Annotated in this window: 16 protein-coding genes and 4 tRNA genes; 13 read left to right on the top strand and 7 right to left on the bottom strand. The window is 66.7% G+C overall.

The features are described 5' to 3' along the window. Window positions 1–3: 3 nt before the first annotated feature. The 4 genes from ABL844_RS18325 to ABL844_RS18310 all read left to right on the top strand — a co-directional run bounded on the left by ABL844_RS18325 (window position 4) and on the right by ABL844_RS18310 (window position 6,511). A complete protein-coding gene (locus ABL844_RS18325) occupies window positions 4–1,848 on the top strand; it encodes a potassium transporter Kup (protein WP_418131924.1) in 1,845 nt (614 codons plus the stop codon). Window positions 1,849–1,965: 117 nt separating this feature from the next. Further along, entirely contained in the window at window positions 1,966–3,165 is a 1,200-nt protein-coding gene (locus ABL844_RS18320) for an efflux RND transporter periplasmic adaptor subunit (protein ID WP_418116664.1), read from the top strand. Then, window positions 3,162–6,320 (top strand): efflux RND transporter permease subunit, encoded by a 3,159-nt coding sequence (locus ABL844_RS18315; protein ID WP_418128416.1) that lies wholly within the window; start codon window positions 3,162–3,164, stop codon window positions 6,318–6,320. Before ABL844_RS18320 ends, ABL844_RS18315 begins: the two co-directional genes overlap by 4 nt. Window positions 6,321–6,424: 104 nt before the next feature. Next, window positions 6,425–6,511, top strand: a tRNA-Leu gene (locus ABL844_RS18310). A gap of 71 nt (window positions 6,512–6,582) precedes the next feature. Here ABL844_RS18310 and ABL844_RS18305 read toward each other — a convergent pair. Further along, the gene (locus tag ABL844_RS18305) at window positions 6,583–7,551 is read right to left on the bottom strand and encodes a tetratricopeptide repeat protein (RefSeq protein ID WP_184637421.1); all 969 of its coding nucleotides are present in this window, start codon (window positions 7,549–7,551) and stop codon (window positions 6,583–6,585) included. A 266-nt stretch (window positions 7,552–7,817) separates the two neighbouring features. Between ABL844_RS18305 and tig the strand changes: the two genes are divergently transcribed. The 9 genes from tig to ABL844_RS18260 all read left to right on the top strand — a co-directional run bounded on the left by tig (window position 7,818) and on the right by ABL844_RS18260 (window position 16,169). Beyond that, window positions 7,818–9,134: a trigger factor gene (tig, locus tag ABL844_RS18300; RefSeq protein ID WP_184637423.1), complete on the top strand. Its 1,317-nt coding sequence runs from the start codon at window positions 7,818–7,820 to the stop codon at window positions 9,132–9,134. A 115-nt stretch (window positions 9,135–9,249) separates the two neighbouring features. Further along, window positions 9,250–9,858 (top strand): ATP-dependent Clp endopeptidase proteolytic subunit ClpP, encoded by a 609-nt coding sequence (gene clpP, locus ABL844_RS18295; protein WP_126023915.1) that lies wholly within the window; start codon window positions 9,250–9,252, stop codon window positions 9,856–9,858. 107 nt (window positions 9,859–9,965) lie between these two features. Further along, on the top strand, window positions 9,966–11,231 hold the full coding sequence (gene clpX, locus ABL844_RS18290; protein WP_126023916.1) for an ATP-dependent Clp protease ATP-binding subunit ClpX: 1,266 nt from the start codon (window positions 9,966–9,968) through the stop codon (window positions 11,229–11,231). Between the two features lie 23 nt (window positions 11,232–11,254). Then, window positions 11,255–13,696: an endopeptidase La gene (gene lon, locus ABL844_RS18285; protein ID WP_184637425.1), complete on the top strand. Its 2,442-nt coding sequence runs from the start codon at window positions 11,255–11,257 to the stop codon at window positions 13,694–13,696. 61 nt (window positions 13,697–13,757) lie between these two features. Next, window positions 13,758–13,833 (top strand) — tRNA-Gly (locus ABL844_RS18280). Between the two features lie 63 nt (window positions 13,834–13,896). After that, window positions 13,897–13,970 (top strand) — tRNA-Cys (locus tag ABL844_RS18275). Window positions 13,971–14,070: 100 nt separating this feature from the next. Continuing rightward, window positions 14,071–14,162, top strand: a tRNA-Leu gene (locus ABL844_RS18270). 19 nt (window positions 14,163–14,181) lie between these two features. Beyond that, complete coding sequence (locus ABL844_RS18265; protein ID WP_126023918.1) at window positions 14,182–14,823, top strand: DUF6806 family protein; 642 nt, start codon at window positions 14,182–14,184, stop codon at window positions 14,821–14,823. 41 nt (window positions 14,824–14,864) lie between these two features. Continuing rightward, complete coding sequence (locus ABL844_RS18260; protein WP_418128415.1) at window positions 14,865–16,169, top strand: MFS transporter; 1,305 nt, start codon at window positions 14,865–14,867, stop codon at window positions 16,167–16,169. 10 nt (window positions 16,170–16,179) lie between these two features. On the opposite strand, the gene ABL844_RS18255 is transcribed toward ABL844_RS18260, so the two are convergent. The 6 genes from ABL844_RS18255 to proW form a co-directional block, all read right to left on the bottom strand. Continuing rightward, window positions 16,180–18,384, bottom strand: a complete 2,205-nt coding sequence (locus tag ABL844_RS18255; protein WP_418128414.1) for an Ig-like domain-containing protein — start codon at window positions 18,382–18,384, stop codon at window positions 16,180–16,182. Between the two features lie 89 nt (window positions 18,385–18,473). After that, window positions 18,474–19,262, bottom strand: a complete 789-nt coding sequence (locus ABL844_RS18250; RefSeq protein ID WP_418128412.1) for a hypothetical protein — start codon at window positions 19,260–19,262, stop codon at window positions 18,474–18,476. Between the two features lie 8 nt (window positions 19,263–19,270). Then, the gene (gene murI / locus ABL844_RS18245) at window positions 19,271–20,065 is read right to left on the bottom strand and encodes a glutamate racemase (RefSeq protein ID WP_418128411.1); all 795 of its coding nucleotides are present in this window, start codon (window positions 20,063–20,065) and stop codon (window positions 19,271–19,273) included. A gap of 1 nt (window position 20,066) precedes the next feature. Then, window positions 20,067–21,620, bottom strand: a complete 1,554-nt coding sequence (locus ABL844_RS18240; protein ID WP_418128410.1) for a fumarate hydratase — start codon at window positions 21,618–21,620, stop codon at window positions 20,067–20,069. Between the two features lie 66 nt (window positions 21,621–21,686). Continuing rightward, window positions 21,687–22,709 carry a glycine betaine/L-proline ABC transporter substrate-binding protein ProX gene (proX, locus tag ABL844_RS18235; RefSeq protein WP_418128409.1) on the bottom strand — a complete coding sequence of 341 codons (1,023 nt, stop codon included), beginning with the start codon at window positions 22,707–22,709 and terminating at the stop codon, window positions 21,687–21,689. Window positions 22,710–22,726: 17 nt separating this feature from the next. Then, on the bottom strand, window positions 22,727–23,908 hold the full coding sequence (proW, locus tag ABL844_RS18230) for a glycine betaine/L-proline ABC transporter permease ProW (RefSeq protein ID WP_418121254.1): 1,182 nt from the start codon (window positions 23,906–23,908) through the stop codon (window positions 22,727–22,729). Between the last annotated feature and the right edge of the window lie 13 nt (window positions 23,909–23,921).

The following is a 23,921-nucleotide window of genomic DNA, read 5'->3' as shown; positions in this document are numbered from 1 at the left end:
CTCATGGTGGCGGCGCTGGGCGTCGTGTTCGGCGACATCGGCACCTCGCCGCTGTACGCCTTCAAGGAAACGATGAACCCCGAACACGGCGTGCCGTTCACGCCCGATTCGGTGCTGGGGCTGCTCTCGCTGATCTTCTGGGGGCTGATGTTCGTGGTCACGCTGAAGTACGTGGTGTTCGTGCTGCGCGCCGACCACGACGGCGAAGGCGGCATCCTGGCGCTGCAGGCCTTGGCGCGCCGCGCCGTCGCGGGGCCGAAGACGAAGCCATGGGTGTGGAACGCCATCGGGCTGCTGGGCCTGGTGGGTGCGGCCATGTTCTACGGCGACAGCCTGATCACGCCGGCCATTTCGGTGCTGTCGGCGGTCGAGGGGTTGGAGGTGCAGGCGCCGGTGCTGCAGCGCGCGGTGCTGCCGATCACGGTGGCGATCCTGATCGCGCTCTTCATGGTGCAGAAGAAGGGCACCGGCACGGTGGGCAAGATATTCGGGCCGGTCATGCTGCTGTGGTTCATCGTGCTGGCGGTGGCTGGCGCGTGGCAGGTGCTGCAGCAGCCGCAGGTGCTGGCGGCGCTCGATCCGCGGCGCGCCTTTGGCTTCCTGATCGAGCACCGGGCGCAGTCGCTGGCGGTGCTGGGCGCGGTGTTCCTGGCTTTCACGGGCGGCGAGGCGCTGTATGCCGACATGGGGCATTTCGGCGCGAAGCCGATCCGGCTGGCGTGGCTCTTCATCGCGCTGCCGGGGCTGGTGCTGAACTACTTCGGGCAGGGCGCGCTGGTGCTGGCGAACCCGGCGGCCATCGACAACCCGTTCTTCCGGCTCTTTCCCTCGTGGGGCGTGCTGCCGATGGTGGTGCTGGCCGCGATGGCGACGGTGATCGCCTCGCAGGCGGTGATTTCGGGTGCCTTCTCGCTCACGGCGCACGCGATGCGCATGGGTTATCTGCCGCGCATGCGGGTGATCCAGACCTCGGGCGCGGCCATCGGGCAGATCTACGTGCCGGCGGTCAACTGGCTGCTGATGGTGGGCGTGCTGCTGCTGGTGCTGGGCTTTCGCAGCTCGGGGGCGTTGTCGGCGGCATACGGCATCGCGGTGTCGATCACGATGGTGACGACGACGCTTCTGGCCGGCATCGTGGCCTGGGGCCTGTGGCGCTGGAACAAGGTGGCGGTGGTGATCGGCGTGACGGCCTTCGCGGTGGTCGACCTGACCTTCGTGATCGCCAACAGCCTGAAGGTGGCCGAGGGCGGCTGGCTCACGCTGGCGGTGGCGGCCGTGGTGATGGTGCTCTTCACCACCTGGTCGAAGGGGCGCCGGCTGGGGCTGGAGGCTGCCGCGGCCGAGAGCCTGCCGCTGCGGCCCTTCGTCGAGTCGCTGGCGCAGCACATGCCGCACCGGGTGAGCGGAACGGCCGTGTTCCTGAACCCCGATGCCACGGCGGTGCCGCATGCGCTGCTGCACAACCTCAAGCACAACCAGGTGCTGCACGAGCAGGTGATCGTGCTGCGCGTGCTGGCCTGCGACACGCCGCGCGTCGACGCGCGCATCCGCATCGAGGCCGAGCAACTGATGGAGGGCATCTGGATGGTCACGGCGCGCCACGGCTTCATGGAGCGGCCGGACGTGCCGGAATTCATCCGCATCCTGGCCTACCAGAAGACGCTGGCGATCGATTCGATGAAGACCTCGTACTTCGTCTCGCGCGCCTCGGTGGGCGAGGAGAACCTGCCGGGCATGAACCCGATCCGGCGGGCGCTCTTCGGCTGGCTGCAGCGCAACGCAGGCCGGGCATCCGACTACTTTGAACTGCCCGACAACCGTCTCGTGGAGATGGGCCAGCGCACCTAGTTTTTCGGCGGCCGGCCGCCCTAGTGACCAACGGGTCATTGACACTGGTTCACGTTTACCCTAGATTACTAACCAGTGGGTCAGTAATGGCCCGGGTTCGTCCTACCAGGGTGTCTCATGACCGCCTCCACCGTCTCTCCGTTCCGTGTGCGCAGCGCCGCCTGGCTGCTGCTTCCCGCCGTGCTGCTGGCCGGCTGCTCTCCAAAGCCTGCGGCCGAAGACCCGGTGCGCGCGGTCAAATTCGTGACCGTGGGGACTAGCGAATTCGATGCCCAGCCCGAGTTCTCGGCCGAGGTGCGAGCTCGCGTCGAATCGCGCCTGGGCTTTCGCGTAGGGGGCAAGATCACCAAGCGTCAGGCCGAACTCGGCCAGCATGTGCAGGCCGGGCAGGTTCTGGCCCAGCTCGATCCGCAGGACTACCGCCTTGCCGCCGAAGCCGCACGGGCCCAGCAGGCCGCGGCGCTGACCAATCGTGACCTCGCGGCTGCAGACCTCAAGCGCTACACCGAACTGCGGTCGCAGAACTTCATCAGCGGCGCCGAGCTGGAGCGCCGCGAAACCACCTGGAAGGCCGCGCAGGCCCAGCTCGAGCAGGCGCAGGCGCAACTGGCCTCGCAGGGCAACCAGGCCAACTACACGACGCTGGTGGCCGACGTGGCCGGCATCGTCACCGCCATCGAGGCCGAGCCCGGCCAGGTCGTGCAGGCCGGCACACCGGTCGTGCGCATCGCCCAGGACGGCGCGCGCGACGTGGTGTTCGCGGTGCCTGAAGACCGCGCTACGCTGATCAAGACCGGCTCGCCCGTCACGGTGCGCGGCTGGTCCGGCGGCAATGAACTGCAGGGCCAGGTGCGAGAGGTGGCGGCCAGCGCCGATGCAGTCACGCGCACCTACTCGGTCAAGGTTTCCATCGACGCCGCTACCGCGCCCCCTCTGGGCGCCACGGTCTATGCGCGTCCCCAGGCGCTGGCGCACGCCGGTGCCGCGGTGATGAAGCTGCCGACCAGCGCGCTGCGCCAGGAAGGCAAGGGCACGTCGGTGTGGGTGCTCGACAAGTCGACGATGACGGTGCGCTCGCAGCCCGTGCAGGTGGCCACCGCCGACGGCAATGAAGCCGTGATCGCCGGCGGCATCTCGCCCGGCATGATGGTCGTGGCCGCCGGCGTGCATGTGCTGTCGCCGGGGCAGAAGGTCACCATCTACCAGTCTCGCGAGGCGGCCGCGGCCGCCGCCAACGCAGGCGCCAAGGAGTCGGCCCAGCCCGTCACGGCTGTCGCGGCGACGAACAAGGAGATCGCAGCGGGTGCCGCCAAATGAGCGGCGGCGCGGCGAACCCCAACGACAAGCCCTCCGGCTTCAATCTCTCCAAATGGGCGCTGGACCACGCGCCCCTCACGCGCTACCTGATGGTGGTGCTGATGGTGCTGGGCGCCTTCGCGTACTTCCAGCTCGGGCAGGACGAGGACCCGCCCTTCACCTTCCGCGCGATGGTCGTGCGCACCTACTGGCCCGGCGCCACCGCGCAGCAGGTGGCCGAGCAGGTCACCGACAAGCTCGAACGCACGCTGCAGGAGGCCCCGTACGCCGACAAGATCCGCAGCTACTCGAAGCCCGGCGAGTCTCAGATCATCTTCAACATCAAGGATTCGTCGAAGTCCACCGAGGTGGCCAACGTCTGGTACACGGTGCGCAAGAAGATCGGCGACATGCGTGCCACGTTGCCGGCCGGCGTGCAGGGGCCGTTCTTCAATGACGACTTCGGCGACGTCTACGGCGTGATCTACGCGCTGGAGAGCGACGGCTTCAGCTATGCCGAGCTCAAGACGCTGGCCGACGACGTGCGCCAGCAGCTGCTGCGCGTGAAGGACGTGGCCAAGGTCGACCAGTTCGGCGTGCAGGACGAGAAGGTCTACATCGAGATCTCGCAGAAGCGCCTGGCGCAGCTGGGGCTCGATTTCAACGCGGTGCTCTCGCAGCTCGGCTCGCAGAACGCCATCGAGAGCGCGGGCACCATCCAGTCGCCGCTCGACGTGGTGCAGGTGCGAGTGGCCGGCCAGTTCACCAGCGTCGACCAGCTGCGCGAGATGCCCATCCGCGGCAGCTCGGGCAACCAGCTCAAGCTCGGCGACATCGCCGACATCCACCGCGGCTATGTCGATCCGCCCTCGGTCAAGATGCATCACCAGGGCAAGGAGGTGATCGGCCTGGGCGTGTCGATGGCCAAGGGCGGCGACATCATCGCGCTGGGCAAGGCGCTGAAGGCGACCGCCGTGACCATCGGGCAGCGGCTGCCGGCCGGCGTGAAGCTGGCGCAGGTGCAGGACCAGCCGGTGGCGGTGGCGAGTTCGGTGAACGAGTTCGTGGGCGTGCTGATCGAGGCCGTGGCCATCGTGCTGGCCGTAAGCATCATTTCGCTCGGGCTGCACAAGGGCGGGCGCTTCGGCTGGTACATCGACATGCGCCCGGGCCTGGTGGTGGCCATCACCATTCCGCTGGTGCTGGCCGTGACCTTCCTGGCGATGAACTACTTCGGCATCGGGCTGCACAAGATATCGCTGGGCTCGCTCATCATCGCGCTGGGCCTGCTGGTGGACGACGCCATCATCGCGGTCGAGATGATGGTGCGGAAGATGGAGGAGGGCTACGACAAGGTCCGCGCCGCCACCTTCGCCTACGACGTGACGGCCAAGCCGATGCTCACGGGCACCCTCATCACCGCGGCGGGCTTCCTGCCGATCGGCATCGCCAAGTCGGTGACGGGCGAGTACACCTTCGCCATCTTCGCGGTGACGGTGATCGCGCTGGTGCTGTCGTGGATCGTCTCGGTGTACTTCGTGCCCTACCTCGGCACGCTGCTGCTCAAGGTGAAGCCGCACGACGCGAACGCGCCGCCGCACGAGCTCTTCGACACGCCGTTCTACAACGCCTTCCGCCGCTCGGTGAACTGGTGCGTGCAGCACCGCTGGATGACCATCGGCGCCACGGTGCTGATCTTCGCGCTGGGCATCGTCGGCATGGGCAAGGTGCAGCAGCAGTTCTTCCCGGATTCGAGCCGGCCGGAAATCCTGGTCGACCTCTGGTTCCCCGAGGGCACCTCGTTCACCGCGAACGAGGAAGTGGCCAGGCGCGTCGAGAAGCGTGTGATGCAGGAGGCCGGCGTGAGCACCGTCAGCACCTGGATCGGCTCCGGCGTGCCGCGCTTCTACCTGCCGCTGGACCAGGTGTTTCCGCAGACCAACGTCTCGCAGCTGATCGTGCTGGCCAAGGACCTGAAGGTGCGCGAGACCCTGCGCATCAAGCTGCCGCAGGTGCTGGCGCAGGAATTCCCCGAGGTGCGCGGCCGCGTCAAGCTGCTGCCCAACGGGCCGCCGGTGCCGTACCCGGTGCAGTTCCGCGTGATCGGCCCCGACCCGGCGCTGCTGCGCGGCCATGCCGACGAGGTGAAGGCCGTGCTGCGCGACAACGCCAACATGCGCGGCGTGAACGACAACTGGAACGAATCGGTGAAGGTGATCCGCCTCGAGATCGACCAGGCCAAGGCGCGCGCGCTCGGCGTGACCAGCCAGGCCATCGCGCAGGCTTCCAAGACCATGTTCAGCGGCACCACCGTGGGCCAGTACCGCGAGAACGACCTGCTGATCGACATCGTGCTGCGCCAGGCGCCCGACGAGCGCCAGGCCATCTCGGACATCGGCAACGCCTACATCCCGACGGCCTCGGGCCGCTCGATCCCGCTCACGCAGATCGCCAAGCCGGTGTTCACCTGGGAGCCGGGCGTGATGTGGCGCGAGAACCGCGACTACGCCATCACCGTGCAGGGCGACGTGGTCGAGGGCCTGCAGGGCGCGACCGTGACCGATCAGCTGCTTCCGAAGCTGCGCGAGCTGGAAGCCGGATGGGTCGCGGCCGGGCAGGGCGCCTACCGCATCGAAGTGGCCGGGGCGGTGGAGGAAAGCAGCAAGGGCTCGGCCTCCATCGTGGCGGGCGTGCCGATCATGCTGTTCCTGGTGTTCACGCTGCTGATGCTGCAGCTGCACAGCTTCAGCCGCTCGCTGCTGGTGTTCATTACCGGCCCGATGGGCATCGCCGGCGTGGCGGGCGCGCTGCTGGTGCTGAACCGGCCCTTCGGCTTCGTCGCACTGCTTGGTGTGATCGCGCTGATGGGCATGATCCAGCGCAACGCGGTGATCCTGATCGACCAGATCGAGCTCGACCGCGCGGCGGGTGTGCCGGCGTGGGACGCGATCGTGGAGTCGGCGGTACGCCGCCTGCGGCCCATCGTGCTGACCGCGGCCGCGGCGGTACTGGCGATGATCCCGCTGTCGCGCAGCGTGTTCTGGGGGCCGATGGCCGTCGCCATCATGGGCGGGCTGATCGTGGCAACGGTATTGACCCTGCTGGCGCTGCCGGCGATGTATGCCGCCGCATTCCGTGTGAAGCGTGAGCCGGAAGTGGCCCCGATTAGCGTTTAAAATCGCTGGCTGACCGATTTCAAGCGGATGGTCTTTGGCCCACGGGAATCCGTGGTGCGAAAAGCCCGTCCGCTTTTGCATTCACCTGAAAAAAGATTGGCATCGCGCGGGTGGCGAAATTGGTAGACGCACCAGGTTTAGGTCCTGACGTTCGCAAGAACGTGCCGGTTCGAGTCCGGCCCCGCGCACCAGCCCTGCTATGTAGCCTGATCTATCGAGCAGTATGAAGCCCCGTTTCGAAAGGAACGGGGCTTTTTCTTTTTCACCAGTCGTTGCCGCTGCTGCCGCTGTCGCTGTCGAAGCTGCCGCCGCCGCTGCTGCTTGCGTCGTCCCAGGAGCTCGTGTCCTTGATGCCGAAATCGTTATCGACGAAGCGCTCGGGCTCCTGCGAGGTCGAGGGCGTGGACGACGAGGGCCAGAGGCTGCGGCCCATCTCGGTGTTGCCGCTGTCGGCCATGCGTGTCGTTGTGCCGCTGTCCCTGTCGAACATGCTGTTGTCGCTGCGGTCGTGCATCCAGTGACGCACCGCTTCCTGGGCCACGACCGCGCCGACGCCCACCGCGGCACCGGTGGCAAGGGCGGAGCCCAGACCCATGCCGGGGCTTGCCGCGGGCGGCGGCGCGGGCGTCCAGCCGGGGCCGGAGCCGTAGCTTCCGTAGCCCGCCGGCATGCCTTGTGGACCCGGGGCGGGACCGTACGACGGCTGGGCCGGCGCAGCCGGCGGCGCGACCCGTTTGCGGAAAGCGAGATAGCCGACGACCAGCAACCCCAGGAGAGCGATGGGCATCCACGGCACGGAACTCGTCCTGCTTTCGGTTCTCAGCGGCGCCGGGGCGGGCTCGTCGAGGCGCGAAGACGTGTTTCTCGTCTGTGGGGCGGGGCGGTCGAGCTTGTTCGTGAGTCGTTCGACGGCTTCCGGCTTGGCGAAGTCGAGGCCGGGTGACAGCGCCTTCGCCTTCGCCAGTTCGCTCCTTGCGCCGTCGAGCCTGCCTTCGGCCGCAAGCAGTTCGGCGTGGACGAAATGGGCCTTGGCGCTGTCGGGATGATCCTTCAGCACCTTCGCGATCATGGCGTCGGCATCGGACATGCGCCCGCCGTTGGCCGCTTCGTAGATCTGCTGGATGGTGGGATCCTTGGGCGCGGTCGCGTCGGTCCCGGCCTGCGCGAGCGAGGGCAGGCCGAGTGCCATGGCAAGGGTAAAGGCGAGGGCGGCGAACATTCGCTGGAGCATGAGAGTTTTCCTGTGCGTTCCTGTAGGGGAGGATGACGATGGTCACTCTACGAGCCGAATATTGGCCAAACCTGACCGCCGCCGCGCGGCACTCCGACCCCGTGAAAACCCGCTTTCCCGCCAGATTAGAATCGCGGGTTGCCCAGTTTTGCAGGCGGCACGCACGTGCCTCCGCATAAATCCCGCGAGCGCGTGTAAGTCCTTGATCTGTATTGACAAAGAACGATGCAGGCCCCGCGCACCAGCCCCCTTACCAGGAAGACATCATGACCGTGACCGTTGAAACTCTCGAGAAGCTCGAACGCAAGATCACGCTGACCCTGCCGGTCGGCACCATCCAGTCCGAAGTCGATTCGCGCCTCAAGAAGCTTGCGCGCACCGTCAAGATGGACGGTTTCCGTCCCGGCAAGGTGCCGATGAACGTCGTGGCCCAGCGCTATGGCTACTCGGTGCACTACGAAGTCATGAACGACAAGGTCGGCGAAGCCTTCTCGCAAGCCGCCAACGAGGCCAAGCTGCGTGTCGCCGGCCAGCCCCGCATCACCGAGAAGGAAGACGCACCCGAAGGCGAACTGGCCTTCGACGCCGTCTTCGAAGTGTTCCCCGACGTCAAGATCAACGACCTGTCGGGCGCCGAAGTCGAGAAGCTGTCGGCCGAAGTCGGCGAAGACGCCATCGACAAGACCCTGGACATCCTGCGCAAGCAGCGCCGTACCTTCGCCCAGCGCGCGCAAGACGCCGTGGCTCAGGACGGTGACCGCGTGACGGTCGACTTCGAAGGCAAGATCGACGGCGAGCCCTTCCAGGGCGGCAAGGCCGAAGACTTCCAGTTCGTCGTCGGCGAAGGCCAGATGCTCAAGGAATTCGAAGACGCCGTGCGCGGCATGAAGTCGGGCGACAGCCGCACCTTCCCGCTGTCGTTCCCGGCCGACTACCACGGCAAGGACGTGGCCGGCAAGCAGGCCGACTTCCTGGTCACCGTGAAGAAGATCGAAGCCTCGCACCTGCCCGAAGTCAACGAGCAACTGGCCAAGTCGCTCGGCATCGCCGAAGCCACCGTCGAAGGCCTGCGCGCCGACATCAAGCGCAACCTCGAGCGCGAAGTGAAGTTCCGCCTGCTGGCGCGCAACAAGAACGCCGTGATGGACGCCCTGGTGGCCAACGCCGAGCTCGACCTGCCCAACGCCAGCGTGCAGTCGGAAGTCAGCCGCATGGTCGAAGGCGCCCGCGCCGAACTGAAGCAGCGCGGCATCAAGGACGCCGACAAGGCTCCGATCCCCGACGAAGTGTTCCGTCCGCAAGCCGAGCGCCGCGTGCGCCTGGGCCTTGTGGTGGCCGAGCTGGTGCGTGCCAACAACCTGCAGGCCAAGCCCGAGCAGATCAAGGCCCACATCGACGAGCTGGCCGCCAGCTACGAAAAGCCGGCCGACGTGGTGCGCTGGTACTTCAGCGACAACAACCGCCTGGCCGAGGTCGAAGCCGTGGTCATCGAGAACAACGTGACCGATTTCGTGCTGGGCAAGGCCAAGGTCAACGAAAAGTCGGTCTCGTTCGACGAACTGATGGCTCAGCAGCAAGGCTGATCTCCCAAGCCGCCCGCTACGCCGATGGGGCTTGTGCTTTGCGGCACGAGCCCCATTTCACTCAGGCGTACAGTTCAGACACAGCGAACGATCCCATTTCTCGGAGAGCAAATTCATGAGCGCACAGGAAACCCAGGCCCTCGGCATGATCCCGATGGTCATCGAGCAGTCGGGCCGCGGCGAGCGGTCTTACGACATCTACTCGCGCCTTCTCAAGGAGCGCATCATTTTCCTGGTGGGCGAGGTCAACGACCAGACCGCCAACCTCGTGGTGGCCCAGCTGCTGTTCCTCGAGAGCGAGAACCCGGACAAGGACATTTCCTTCTACATCAACTCCCCGGGCGGCAGCGTGAGCGCCGGCATGGCGATCTACGACACCATGCAGTTCATCAAGCCCGACGTGTCGACCATGTGCCTGGGCTTCGCGGCCAGCATGGGCGCCTTCCTGCTGGCGGCAGGTGAGAAGGGCAAGCGCTTCTCGCTGCCCAATTCGAAGATCATGATCCACCAGGTGCTCGGCGGCGCACGCGGCCAGGCGACCGACATCGAGATCCACGCGCGCGACATCCTGCGCACCAAGGACCAGATGAACCGCATCCTGGCCGAACGCACCGGCCAGCCGCTGGAAAAGGTCAAGGCCGACACCGAACGAGACTATTTCCTGACGGCCGACGAGGCCAAGGACTACGGCCTGGTGGACCAGGTCGTCGCCAAGCGCGGTTGAACGCCGGCGCCGAGGGCGCCAAATGGCAAGAAACGGCGTTTTCCACACGGGAAACGCCGTTTTTGTTTAGTTATCATTGTCCCTACCCTGTAACGAGGCAAATGTCCATGGCCGATAAAAAAGGCTCCTCCAGCGAAAAAACGCTTTATTGCTCGTTCTGCGGCAAGAGCCAGCACGAGGTCAAGAAGCTGATCGCGGGCCCTTCGGTCTTCATCTGCGACGAGTGCATCGACCTTTGCAACGAGATCATCCGCGACGAACTCCCGGCGGGTGAGGAAGCGCGCGAGGCGCGCAGCGACCTGCCGACGCCGCTGGAGATCAAGGCCAACCTCGACAACTACGTGATCGGCCAGGAGCCGGCCAAGCGCATGCTGTCGGTGGCCGTCTACAACCACTACAAGCGCCTGCGCCACAAGGAAAAGGCCAAGGGCGACGACGTGGAGCTCAGCAAGAGCAACATCCTGCTGATCGGCCCCACGGGTTCGGGCAAGACGCTGCTGGCGCAGACGCTGGCGCGCATGCTCGACGTGCCCTTCGTGATGGCCGACGCCACCACGCTGACCGAGGCCGGCTATGTCGGCGAGGACGTCGAGAACATCATCCAGAAGCTGCTGCAGAGCTGCAACTACGAAGTGGAGCGCGCGCAGCGCGGCATCGTCTACATCGACGAAATCGACAAGATCTCGCGCAAGTCCGACAACCCTTCCATCACGCGCGACGTGTCGGGAGAGGGCGTGCAGCAGGCGCTGCTGAAGCTGATCGAAGGCACCATGGCCAGCGTGCCGCCCCAGGGCGGGCGCAAGCACCCGAACCAGGACTTCCTGCAGATCGACACGACCAACATCCTGTTCATCTGCGGCGGCGCGTTCGCGGGCCTGGAGAAGGTCATCGAAAACCGCACCGAGGCCTCGGGCATTGGCTTCGGCGCTTCGGTCAAGAGCAAGCAGCAGCGTAGCCTCACGGAAGTGTTCCGCGAAGTGGAGCCCGAGGACCTGATCAAGTTCGGCCTGATCCCCGAACTCGTGGGCCGCATGCCTGTGGTCGCCTCGCTCGCCGAACTCAGCGAGGACGCGCTGGTGCAGATCCTCACCGAGCCGAAGAACGCGGTGGTCAAGCAGTTCACCAAGCTGCTGCAGATGGAAGGCGTGGACCTCGAGATCCGTCCGGCGGCACTCAAGGCCATCGCCCGCAAGGCACTGGCCCGCAAGACCGGTGCGCGCGGTTTGCGCTCGATCCTTGAACAGTCGCTGATCGACACCATGTTCGAGTTGCCGAACGCGACCAATGTCGACAAGGTGGTGGTCGAGGAATCGACCATCGACGAAAACAAGCCCCCGCTGCTCGTGTACCGCGAAGCGGCGAAAAAGGCTTAAAGCCAAAGACGCGAAGGATTTGCATGTCTGGCCACACCCCCTTGCCTCCCGAAGCCCTCGACCTGCCGCTGCTGCCGCTGCGCGACGTCGTGGTGTTTCCCCACATGGTGATCCCGCTGTTCGTGGGTCGCCCCAAGAGCATCAAGGCGCTCGAGCTGGCCATGGAGGCCGAGCGCCGCATCATGCTCGTGGCCCAGAAGGCCGCGGCCAAGGACGAGCCCTCCGTCGAGGACATGTTCGAGGTAGGCTGCGTCTCGACCATCCTGCAGATGCTCAAGCTGCCCGACGGCACGGTGAAGGTGCTGGTCGAGGGCCAGCAGCGCGCCCGCGTGAACCGCATCGATGACGGCGAGACCCACTTCTCGGCCAACGTGACGCCCGTGGAAGCGCCCGAAGGCGGCGAGAAGGGCACCGAGGTCGAGGCGCTGCGCCGCGCGGTGATGCAGCAGTTCGACCAGTACGTCAAGCTGAACAAGAAGATCCCGCCCGAGATCCTCACCTCGATCTCGAGCATCGACGATCCGGGCCGCCTCGCGGACACCATCGCCGCTCACCTGCCGCTCAAGCTCGACAACAAGCAGGCCGTGCTCGACCTGGACGACGTCAAGTCGCGCCTGGAGAACCTGTTCGGCCAGCTCGAGCGCGAGGTCGACATCCTCAACGTCGACAAGAAGATCCGCGGGCGCGTGAAGCGCCAGATGGAGAAGAATCAGCGCGACTTCTACCTCAACGAGCAGGTCAAGGCCATCCAGAAGGAGCTCGGCGAAGGCGAAGAGGGCGCGGACATCGAGGAGATCGAGAAGAAGATCAAGCTCGCGAAGATGTCCAAGGAAGGCCTGAAGAAGGCCGAAGGCGAGCTCAAGAAGCTCAAGCTCATGTCGCCCATGTCGGCCGAGGCCACCGTGGTGCGCAACTACATCGACGTGCTGGTCGGCCTGCCCTGGAGCAAGAAGACCAAGATCAAGCACGACCTGGCCAACGCCGAGGCGGTGCTCAACGCCGACCACTACGGCCTGGAGAAGGTCAAGGACCGCATTCTCGAATACCTCGCGGTGCAGCAGCGCGTGGACAAGGTCAAGGCGCCCATCCTGTGCCTCGTGGGGCCTCCGGGCGTGGGCAAGACCTCGCTGGGGCAGTCGATCGCCAAGGCGACCGGCCGCAAGTACACCCGCATGGCGCTGGGCGGCATGCGCGACGAAGCCGAGATCCGCGGCCACCGCCGTACCTACATCGGCGCGCTGCCGGGCAAGGTGCTGCAGGGCCTGAGCAAGATCGGCACGCGCAATCCGCTGTTCCTGCTCGACGAGATCGACAAGCTGGGCACGGACTTCCGTGGCGACCCCTCGAGCGCGCTGCTCGAGGTGCTCGACCCCGAGCAGAACCACACCTTCGGCGACCACTACGTGGAAGTCGACTTCGACCTGAGCGACGTGATGTTCGTCGCCACCTCGAACTCGATGAATATTCCGCCGGCGCTGCTGGACCGCATGGAAGTCATCCGCCTCTCGGGCTACACCGAGGACGAGAAGACCAACATCGCGATCAAGTACCTGCTGCCCAAGCAGATGAAGAACAACGGCGTGAAGGACGACGAGCTTGCCGTCACCGAGGAAGCGGTGCGCGACATCGTGCGCTACTACACGCGTGAAGCCGGCGTTCGTTCGCTCGAGCGCGAGCTGTCGAAGATCTGCCGCAAGGTGGTGAAGGGCCTGCTGCTCAAGCAGCTCACGCCGCAGGTCACGGTCACCGGCGCGAACCTCAACGACTTCCTCGGCGTGCGCAAGTTCACTTTCGGCCTGGCCGAGAAGCAGAACCAGGTCGGCCAGGTGGTCGGCCTCGCGTGGACCGAAGTCGGCGGCGACCTGCTGACGATCGAGGCGGTCACCATGCCCGGCAAGGGCGTGATCAGCCGCACCGGTTCGCTGGGCGACGTGATGAAGGAGTCGGTCGAGGCCGCGCGCACCGTGGTGCGCAGCCGCTCGCGCCGCCTCGGCATCAAGGACGAGGTGTTCGAGAAGCGCGACATCCACATCCACGTGCCCGATGGCGCCACGCCGAAGGACGGCCCGAGCGCGGGCGCCGCGATGACGACGGCCTTCGTGTCGGCGCTCACGGGCATCCCGGTGCGCAGCGACGTCGCGATGACGGGCGAGATCACGCTGCGAGGCGAGGTCACGGCCATCGGCGGTCTCAAGGAAAAGCTGCTGGCAGCCTTGCGTGGCGGCATCAAGACCGTGCTGATTCCGGAAGAGAACGCCAAGGACCTGCAGGACATTCCCGAGAACGTGAAGAACGGTCTCGAGATCGTGCCGGTGAAATGGATCGACAAGGTGCTCGAGATCGCTCTCGAGAAATCGCCCGAGCCGTTGTCCGATGAAGAGGTTGCTGCGTCCGCCGCCGCCATGGCCGAACTGGCCAAGCAGCGCACGCCGGCTCCGGCTTCCGAAGGTTCGGTCAAACACTGATCGAACAATCGCAAAAGTTGCGGGACCTTGAAAAATTGGTATATACTTCAAGGCTCGAAACGCGGGAATAGCTCAGTTGGTAGAGCGCAACCTTGCCAAGGTTGAGGTCGAGAGTTCGAGACTCTTTTCCCGCTCCAGTTTTGAAAAAGGGAAGCTCCAGCTTCCCTTTTTTTCGCTAGTTCGATTTCGTATTTCTGCGTGGCGCGATAGCAAAGCGGTTATGCAACGGATTGCAAATCCGTCTAGTCCGGTTCGACTCCGGATCGCGCCTCCACTCTCTCGGTTCAAACAGATTCGACCCCGAACGCCAAGCCCCGCCAACCGACGTTGCCGGGGCTTGTTTTGTTTGGGTTATCGTCGATGTCCAACCTGACGCCCGGATGGTGAAATTGGTAGACACATCGGACTTAAAATCCGCCGCTTCCTTAATCGGGGCATACGGGTTCGACCCCCGTTCCGGGTACCAACTTACAAGGGAGCATCAGATGCCTCGCTACAACGCTCCATTTGAAATTCATGTGCACGGCGACGTGCCGCTGCGTTCGGACGTCACCTTCGAACAGATCCAGGAGGCTCTCAAGCCGCTGTGGAAATACGCCGGTGCCAAGTCGCTGGCCGATGGCGCCACCAGCTCCTACGAAGAAGAACCCGGCATCCGCTACGAGCAGAAGGACCACATGCTCCAGATGTGCTGGACCGTGGCCGGCGATGAAGACTTCCGCCAGGCGCTCGACGAGATGTGCATGGGCCTGAACGAGCTCTCCGAGCGCGGCGCGGCCATCGAGGTCACCTTCTACGACACCGACTTCGACGAGGAAGAGGGCGACCCGGAAGAGGAGTCGCGCGACGACTTCCTGATGCTCTTCGTCGGCCCCAATCCGGCCGCCATCATGCAGGTGCAGCGCGACCTGCTCGTCGAAGACGTCGTCAACCTCATGGAACGCCACTTCGACGGCTCCGAGCTGGGTGGTGTTGTCGCCGAAATCGATCGCCTCTTCAGCGACCGTTTCGACGCGCTCGTGAACTCGCTCGAAATTGGAAAGCGCCCGCGCGGCACCGGTGGACCGGGCAGCGGGGGCAGCGGTGGTGGTCACGGCGGCGGCCGCCGTCCGCGCCACCTGCACTGACTGCCTGACTGGCTCCCGGCACCGCTCGCCGCAGCCCGCGCATGGCCCTGTTCCCCGCCTCCGCGCTGCAGCCGGGCGTGCGCAAGCGCGAGGTGTTCGGCTGGGCGATGTACGACTTCGCCAACTCGGGCTACACCACCGTCGTCATCACTGCTGTGTTCGCCGCCTACTTCGTGGGCGGCATCGCCAAAGGCGCACCATGGGCCGCCTTCGCGTGGACGGCGGCGCTCAGTACCTCCTATGCCATCGTGATGCTCACGATGCCCGCCATTGGCGCATGGGCCGACATGCGCGCGGCAAAGAAGCGCGTGCTGGTTCTCGCGACCCTGGGCTGCGTCTTCGCGACGGCTGCGCTCGCCGTCACGCCCAGCTTCTCCGGCACCGGCGGCGTCGCGCTCGCGATGGCGCTGATCATCGTCTCCAACGCCTTCTATTCCTACGGCGAGTCCCTCACGGGTGCCTTCCTGCCCGAGCTGGCGACGGCCGAAGGCATGGGCAAGGTGAGCGGATGGGGCTGGGCCTTCGGCTATGTGGGCGGCATGCTGGCGCTGGGCATCTGTCTGGCTTACGTGTTGTGGTCCCAATCCAAGGGGCTGACGGCGGCGCACTTCGTGCCGGTCACGATGCTGATCACCGCAGCCATCTATGGCTTCGCCGCCTGCGCCACCTTCGCACTGCTGCCCGAGCGCGCACAGCCCCGCGCCGCCGGCAACGAGCAAGGCGCCTGGCAGCAGTTGCTCGCCACCTACCGTCAGGCGCGCGCGTATCGCGACTTCATGTGGCTGCTGGCCTGCACCGTCTGCTACCAGGGCGGCGTGGCGGTGGCCATCACGCTTGCCGCCATCTACGCGGAGCAGGTGATCGGCTTCGTGGCAAGCGAGACCATGGTGCTGATCTTCGTGCTCAACATCGCGGCTTCACTCGGTGCCTTCGGCTTCGGCTATGTGCAGGACCGCATCGGCCACAAGGTCTCGCTGGCCGGCACGCTCGTCGCGTGGATCGCTGTCTGCGTGATCGCAGCGCTGGTCACCACCAAGGGCGGCTTCTGGTGGGCCGCGACCATCGCGGGGCTGGCCATGGGATCGAGCCAGTCGGCCGGTCGCGCGATGACGGGCTACCTGGCGCCGCCGAAGCAGCTCGCCGAGTTCTTCGGGCTCTGGACCTTCGCCACGCGGCTGGCGAGCATCGTCGGACCGCTGAGCTTCGGCGCCATCACCTGGATGACCGGCGGCAACCAGCGAATCGCGATTCTTTCGACCACGGTGCTGTTCGTGGCGGGGCTGTTGCTGCTGCTCCCTATCGACATGCAGCGCGGCCGCCAGGCCGCGCTGCGCGCCTCCTCCTGACTGCCGGCAATCAGGGCAGCTTGTCGCCGAACAGGCTGCCGTTGGTCAGCGGCCAGCCGACTTCCGGTGCGTAGCGCACCGTCCAGTTCGCCGGGTTCTTCACGCGGGCCGCGAAGGCCGCCAGGTCCGAACGGTCCAGCGAGCCGGTGTAGATCGCGTTGGTCTGGTTGGCGGGGTTCGCCGTGAAGCTGAAGGCGGTGCCGGCCGTCGTGACTGCATCGGGAATGGTGCCAGCGGTGCCACCCAGCGTGATGGTCGCGAGGTAGTCGCCGACGGCGGTGATTTGCCCGGCCACGCCGTCGCCCAGGCCGGCGATGCTGCCTCCCGCGATGGCATAGACGGTCTCCGACTTGCCGATGCCGCCCGGCGACCCGAGCGTGAAGCCCTTGTCCGCGACCGGATTGCCCGTCACGTCGGTCTGGATGGTCACGATGGTGCCGGCCGGCAGGTTGCGGTCGGCGGTCCAGAAGAAGGCCGTCTCGTTGGTGATGCCGGTGAACTCGTTCGTGCCTGATTTGCGGTCGCGGTCGGTGAAGAGCACCTTCGTGCCGCCGTTCACCGCCTTCAGCAGCACGAAGGCGTAAGCGTCGGGCGCCTCGGCGTTGGCGGCCATGAAGAGCAGGTCGCCGGCGGCGAGCGCCGTGGCGCCGTCGGTCGTGGTGAAGCTCAGCTGCGTCGCGTCGCTGATGCCGGCGAAGGCGTTGCCGGCGGGATCGGTGATCGCGTTGGCGTCGATGGTGACGTAGTAGCCGCTGCTGGCTGCAAGCGGTGCCGACGGCACCAGCTTCAGCTTGTTGAAGGCCACCTGCAGGCGGCTGGTCGGGCTGTTGGCGTGAAAGGTCTCGACCACGCTGCCGTCGGCCTTGTGCAGAACGATGCTGCCCGAGCCCAGGCGCACGGCTTCGTTGAACGACAGCGCGATCGAGGCGTCGAGATTCACGCCCACGAGGCCGGCCAACGATGCCTTTTTCAGCTTCGGCGCGGTGGTGTCCACCAGCGGCGAGCCCAGGCGCACCACGAAGCCGTCGAACTTCTGGTCGGCGGGAGGCAGGTCCTTCGAGGCGGTGCTGCCGTCCCACTTGGTGTCGCCGTTGTCCAGCAGCAGCTGGACTTCCGTGCCGGGCTTCACAGGGCCCGGCACCTCGACTGCGGATTCGAAGCTGCCGCCGGTGTCCTTGGCCAGTGCATCGAGGTTGTTCGACAGCTCGACCGGCGCGCTGTTCGGGTTGCCGTCCCACGCGAAGAGCGCAAAGTTGCGATCCACGTCCGGGCTTGCGGCACCCGCGGGGCCGGCGACGATCAGGTAGTTGCCGTCGGTGCCCTTGTCGATCGAGCGGATTCCGCGGCCGCCCAGTTCGAGTTCGATGGGTGCGCCGAAGGTGGCCTGCGTGGCGGTGCCCGCGACCAGCGCGGCGTAGTTCTGCACCGGCACGATCAGCGCCTTGGAACGCACCGTGGTGCCCGTCTGCGGCGCGCGGAAGCCGAGCCACAGCGCGGTGTCGCCCGGCGAGCTGGTCATGCCTTCGATGGAGAAGCCGTCGACGCGCTCGGGCACGATGCCCGCCGCGGCCGACACCGCAAAGCCGAAGCGGTTGGCGCCGAGGCCGTGCGCGTTGCCGGAGTCCCAGGCGACGAGCTGCGCTTCGAGCAGCGAGAACTGGCCGACATAGCTGAATGCGGTGTCGGCACCCGTGCCTGTGACCTTGACCGCGAACAGATGCGAGCGGTCGGCCGCCGCATCGGCACCGTCCTTCTTGTTGCTGTTGGAGCCGGTGAAGTACAGCGTATCGCCGACGCGGGTGCCGGCCTCGAGATCGAGCTCCTTGGTGAGCTTGGGGCCTTCGAGCTCGTAGCTCCATTCCTTCACCGCGGCGCCGCCGCCGCGCGGGTAGACGCGCAGCACGTTCGACTCGTCGTCCGCCACGATCATGAAGTTGCCGGGCAGGGCGAGGGCGGTCGATGCGTCGGAAGAACCTTCGGTGGTGCCTGCATTGGGCGTGAATCGCGCCTTGGAGACGAGCTGGTCGGGCTCAGGCTGCGCTGCGGGCGGTTGTGCCGGCGGCTGCGTGGCCGGCGGCGTGGTGCTCGCGGGCGGAAGGAAGCCGATCGGACCGGAGCCGCCACCGCCGCCTCCGCAGGCACTCAGTGCCAGCGCGAGCGCACCGGCGAGCATCAGGGGCTTGAAGGGAATACGGGCTTGGGGAAGAGGGTTCATTGTGCGCGGCAATACTTTTTGACAAACCGCGCATGCTGGTACTTTTGTGTGACGGCCCGGTGAAAAAGCGGGCTCGAATCAGGTTCCCGTCAGGGGACTTGCTGCTGGAGCGACTTGGGCACCTTGAAGCGCTCGCCGTCGTAGCGCAGCGTGATGGTGTTGAATTTCGGAGGCAGGGACCTCTCGACGCAGCTCTGGTCTTCCTGCTCCTGTGCGCGGCTTTGCAGCAGCGTGCGCGACAGCTGCAGGTCGGCAAGGCCGTTGCTGCTGCCCTTGCCGACCGAGAGCATGGTGCGCAGCTTCTCGAAGTGCCCGGTGCAGGTCGAATCCCATCCGCCGTGGTCGTGGTCGAGTTCGATCTCCTGCAGCACCTGGCGCAGCTGCTTGCCGTGGTGCACGTACAGCCGCACCGTTTCGCTCGCCAGCGGGCTGCCGGGCCCGTTGCTGCCCCTGTAGCGCACGCGCAGGCCGAAGGCGCGCGCCTCCGAAGACAGCACATAGCGCGAGGTGTCGATGCGGATGTCCTGGATCGACGTGGTGGCGTCCTCGTCGAGCGCCTCGGGCTGCAGCAGCCGGCCAATGACGGTGTCGCGGTCGGTGTTGCCGTTGTCGGGGCGCTGGATCAGCAGGATCTCGAGATCGAAGACCTTGGCGCCCCGGTCGGTGGTTTCGCGCGGCATCGGCAGCACCACGATGCTGCGCCCCGGAAAGGCCGGCCACACCTTGCAGGCCGCGAGCCGCTCGTCGAGCTGGCGGTGGGGGTGCAGCTTTGCATGCATGCGCTCGGCAAGGCCGCTTTCGCAGGCCGCGTGGCTCAGGCCGGCGGCCGCAAGGCCCAGGAAGAAGAGGGCGGCGTGGCGCAGCAGCGGCAGGCGCATGGCTCGGTTCAGGCTGTGGCGGTTGCCGAAAGCCCGAGCCACCTGGCGGCCGCGGCCTCGAGCACGGCGACATCGCCGCTGCTCTGCAGCACGAGGTTGCCAGCGGCGCCGGTGCCATCGGCGAGCCGCCCCGCCGATGCGAGCAGGCGCCGCGTCTGCTGCGCGACCGGCACCCCCGTGTCGATGAAGCGCAGCGTCGCCGGCGCATGCTTGCCCAGCTCTTCCTTCACCAGCGGATAGTGGGTGCAGCCGAGCACCACCGTGTCGACCTCGCCGGGCCCGTCGCCGAAGGGACCGGCCTCGGCCATGTAGCGCTCGCTCAGCGCCGCGATGCCGGCCGAGTCGAAGCCCTCGATCGCCTTCACTAGGCCGTCGCAGGGCACGGGCCGGACGTCGGCCGATCCCGCGAAGGAAGCGCGCAGGTTCGCGTACTTGGCGCTGGCCAGGGTGCCCCGCGTGGCCAGCACCGAGATGTGCCCCGTGCGGCTCGAAGCCACGGCAGGCTTGAGGCCGGGCTCCAGCCCGACGATCGGCAGGTCGGGGTGGTCGGCCCGAAGCAGGTGGATGGCGGCGGTGGTGGCCGTGTTGCAGGCCACCACCAGCGCCTTGATTCCGTGCTCGCGCAGCAGGTGTTCGACCACCGCGCGCGAGCGCTCGATCACGTAGGCGTCCCCGCGTTCGCCGTAGGGCGCATAGGCCGTGTCGGCGAAGTAGACGAAGTTCTCGTGCGGCAGCTCGGCCCTCAGCGCGGCCAGCACGCTGAGCCCGCCGACACCGCTGTCGAAGACGCCTACCGGGCTCAACTCAGGCTTCTTCCATCATGATGGTCTTGAACTCACCCGTGGCGATGCGCTTCTGCCACTCGGCCGGGCCGGTGATGTGCGCGCTGGTGCCGCCGGCGTCGACCGCCACCGTCACGGGCATGTCGACCACGTCGAATTCATAGATGGCTTCCATGCCCAGGTCCTCGAAGCCCACCACCTTGGCGGTCTTGATGGCCTTGCTGACCAGGTAGGCGGCGCCGCCCACGGCCATGAGGTAGGCGCTCTTGTGCTTCTTGATGGCCTCGATGGCGACAGGGCCGCGCTCGGCCTTGCCGATCATGGCGATCAGGCCCGTCTGCGCCAGCATCATCTCGGTGAAGCCGTCCATGCGGGTGGCGGTGGTCGGGCCTGCGGGGCCGACGGCCTCGTCCTTCACCGGATCGACCGGGCCGACGTAGTAGATGACGCGGTTGGTGAAATCCACCGGCAGCTTCTCGCCCTTGGCCAGCATGCCCTGGATGCGCTTGTGCGCGGCGTCGCGGCCGGTGAGCATCTTGCCGTTGAGCAGCAGCGTGTCGCCGGGCTTCCAGCTCGCCACTTCGGCGGGCGTGAGCTTGTCGAGGTCGACGCGCTTGCTCTTCTTCTCGTCGGGTGCCCAGTTCACCTCGGGCCACAGGTCGAGAGAGGGCGCCTCGAGGTAGACCGGGCCGCTGCCGTCCATCGTGAAGTGCGCGTGGCGCGTGGCCGCGCAGTTGGGGATCATCGCCACGGGCTTGCTCGCCGCGTGCGTGGGGTACATCTGGATCTTGACGTCCAGCACGGTGGCCAGGCCGCCCAGGCCCTGCGCGCCGATGCCCAGCGCGTTGACCTTCTCGTACAGCTCGACGCGCAGCGCCTCGACCTTGCTCAGTTCGGCGCCGGAGTTCTTCTTGGCCAGCAGCTCGTGCATGTCGAGGTCGTCCATCAGGCTTTCCTTGGCCATCAGCGCCGCCTTCTCGGCCGTGCCGCCGATGCCGATGCCCAGCATGCCCGGCGGGCACCAGCCGGCGCCCATGGTGGGCACGGTCTTGAGCACCCAGTCGACCACGCTGTCGCCGGGGTTCAGCATGACCAGCTTGCTCTTGTTCTCGCTGCCGCCGCCCTTGGCGGCCACCGTGACCTCGAGCTTGTCGCCCGGCACGATCTCCGTGAAGATCACCGCGGGCGTGTTGTCCTTGGTGTTCTTGCGGTCGAACTGCGGGTCGGCCACGACCGAGGCGCGCAGCGTGTTGTCGGGGTGGTTGTAGCCGCGGCGCACGCCTTCGTTGATGGCGTCGTCCAGGCTGCCGGTGAAGCCGCCCCAGCGCACGTCCATGCCCACCTTGAGGAACACGTTGACGATGCCGGTGTCCTGGCAGATCGGGCGCTGGCCGGTCGCGCTCATCTTGCTGTTGGTCAGGATCTGCGCGATGGCGTCCTTGGCGGCCGGGCTCTGCTCGCGCTCGTAGGCGCGGGCCAGGTGGGAGATGTAGTCGGCGGGGTGGTAGTAGCTGATGTACTGCAGCGCGGCGCTGATCGATTCGATCAGGTCGGCCTGCTGGATCGTGGTCGTCATGGTGGGGGGCTTTTGTAGGAGTGTGGAAACGCCCCCCGATTATCTCAGCCGCGGCGCCCGCCCCGCCTACCTTGCCGCGGCCCGGGCTTGCTCCAGCCAGCCGTCGAAGAGCTGCTGGTGCGCCCTGATCCATCCGTCGGCGTGGCGCTCCACGTCCTGCTGCGTGTTTGCGCCCTGGCTCATGCGCAGGTTCTGGGCGTTGATGTCGCCGATCGGCAGCTTCATCACCTCGAACAGCCTGCCGGCGGCCGGATTCTTCTCGACGAAGGCCCGGTTGGCGACGATCTGCTCCTGGTTGGCCTGGAAGCCGTAGTTCCTGCCATTGGGCAGCTGGGTGTCGACATTGCCGCCGTCGCCTTGCGAGGAGGAGAAGGGCACCTGCAGCCACACCACGTCCGCGCCCGGGCGCAGCACCGCGCTCACCCAGTACGGCGTCCACGTGTAGTACAGCACCGGCTTGTCCTGCCTGAAGCGCGCGATGGTGTCGGCCATGAGCGCGGCGTAGCTGCCCTGCCTGTGGGTGACGGTGTCGCGCAGCTGGTAGGCCGTCAGGTGGTTCTCGATGGCCAGCTCGCAGCCCCAGCCGGGGTTGCAGCCCGTGAGGTCGGCCTTGCCGTCGCCGTCGGTGTCGAACAGCTTCGCGATGGCCGGGTCCTTCAGCTGCGCGATGTTGGTGATGTTGTATTGCTCGGCCGTCTTGCGGTCGATGAGGTAGCCCTGCACCGCGCCGTCGGAGTACACGCCCTTGCGCCACAGCTTGGCGTCGCCGCCGCTGTTCTTGTAGAAGTCGGCGTGCAGCAGGCTCCAGTGGTTGGCCATGAAGGTGGCGTCGCCGTTGGCGATGGCCAGGTGCTCGGTGGCGGGCTCCAGGTCCTTCATGGGTTCGACGGTGTAGCCGAGCTTCTCGAGCGCGCGCATCACCAGCAGCGTCTGGAAGGCTTCCTCGGCGAGCGAGCTCTTTAGCGGCAGCACCTTGATGCCCTTGCCGGGCAGGTCGGCGGAGGCCTGGGCGGCAACGCCCGAGGTCACGAAGGCGAGGGCGAGCAGGCCGTGTGCGATGAATCGGGTTTTCCGGTTGATGAAGTTCATGTGGCGGGTTCCTCCGTTCATCGCGCCTGTGCCGACAGGGCGGGGGCGGGTTCGGCATCGGTGCGGCCCGGTGCCACGGCGCGTTGCAGCATGCGCAGCGCAAGGCCCACCGGGCCGGTGTGCCACCAGCGGCGACCGGCGCTGCGGCGCGACTTGCCCATGGCCTGCGTCAGGCGGTCCAGCGAGATCGCCAGCAGCACGATGCCCAGGCCGCCCACGGTCGCCAGGCCCATGTCGAGCCGGCCGATGCCGCGCAGCACCATCTGGCCCAGGCCGCCCACGGCGATCATCGAGGCGATGACCACCATCGACAGCGACAGCATCAGCGCCTGGTTGATGCCCGCCATGATCGAGGGCATGGCCAGCGGCAGCTGCACCTTCACCAGCATCTGCCAGGGCGAGGCGCCGTAGGCGCGCGCGGCCTCGATGAGGTCGGGGCGCACCTGGCGCAGGCCGAGGTTGGTCAGGCGCACCAGCGGCGCCAGCGCGAAGACGATCGTCACGATCACGCCCGGCACGTTGCCGATGCCGAACAGCATCACCACCGGCACCAGGTACACGAAGGCCGGCGTGGTCTGCATCGCGTCTAGCACCGGGCGCATGACGCGCTGCGCCCGGTCGCTGCTGGCCAGCAGCACGCCCAGCGGCAGGCCGATCACCATGCAGAAGACCAGCGAGGTCAGCACCAGCGACAGCGTGACCATCGCCTCGGGCCAGATGCCCAGCATGGCCACCAGCAGCAGCGCCACCGTGGTGCCGATGGCCAGCGCGCGGCCGGCGAACTGCCAGGCCAAAAGGCCGATCAGCGCGATCATCGCCAGCGTGGGCAGGCCGGTGAGCAGGCTCTGCACCGAGTTCAGCGTGCTGTCGATGGGCAGGCGCACGGTCTGGAAGAAGGGACGGAAGTGCTCGACCACCCAGCCCAGGCCGCTGTTGATCCAGGACTCGACGGGCAGCGAGCCGTCCCAGAGGCGGTGGAGCTGGAAGCCGCCGGTGGCGGCGTCGGCGTGGCCGACCAGCTGGTGGGCGCTGTCGAGCTGCGCGGGGGCGTCGAGCCAGGCGCTGGTCGCGGAAGCGTCGGGCGCGGCGGAGAGGGCTTCCCACGGATCGACCGGGGCAGGCGCGGGTGCAGGCGTCGCCAGCACGGTCGCAGCGTCGTTCAGCGGTGCGAGTTCGGAGGGCAGTGCGGTGTCGTTCATCGGTTGTTCCTTC

Source organism: Variovorax sp. 278MFTsu5.1 (assembly GCF_048305045.1).
GTDB classification, from domain to species: domain Bacteria; phylum Pseudomonadota; class Gammaproteobacteria; order Burkholderiales; family Burkholderiaceae_C; genus Variovorax; species Variovorax guangxiensis.
Note: the sequence above shows the minus strand (reverse complement) of the source record. Positions and strands in the feature narration are given on the sequence as shown.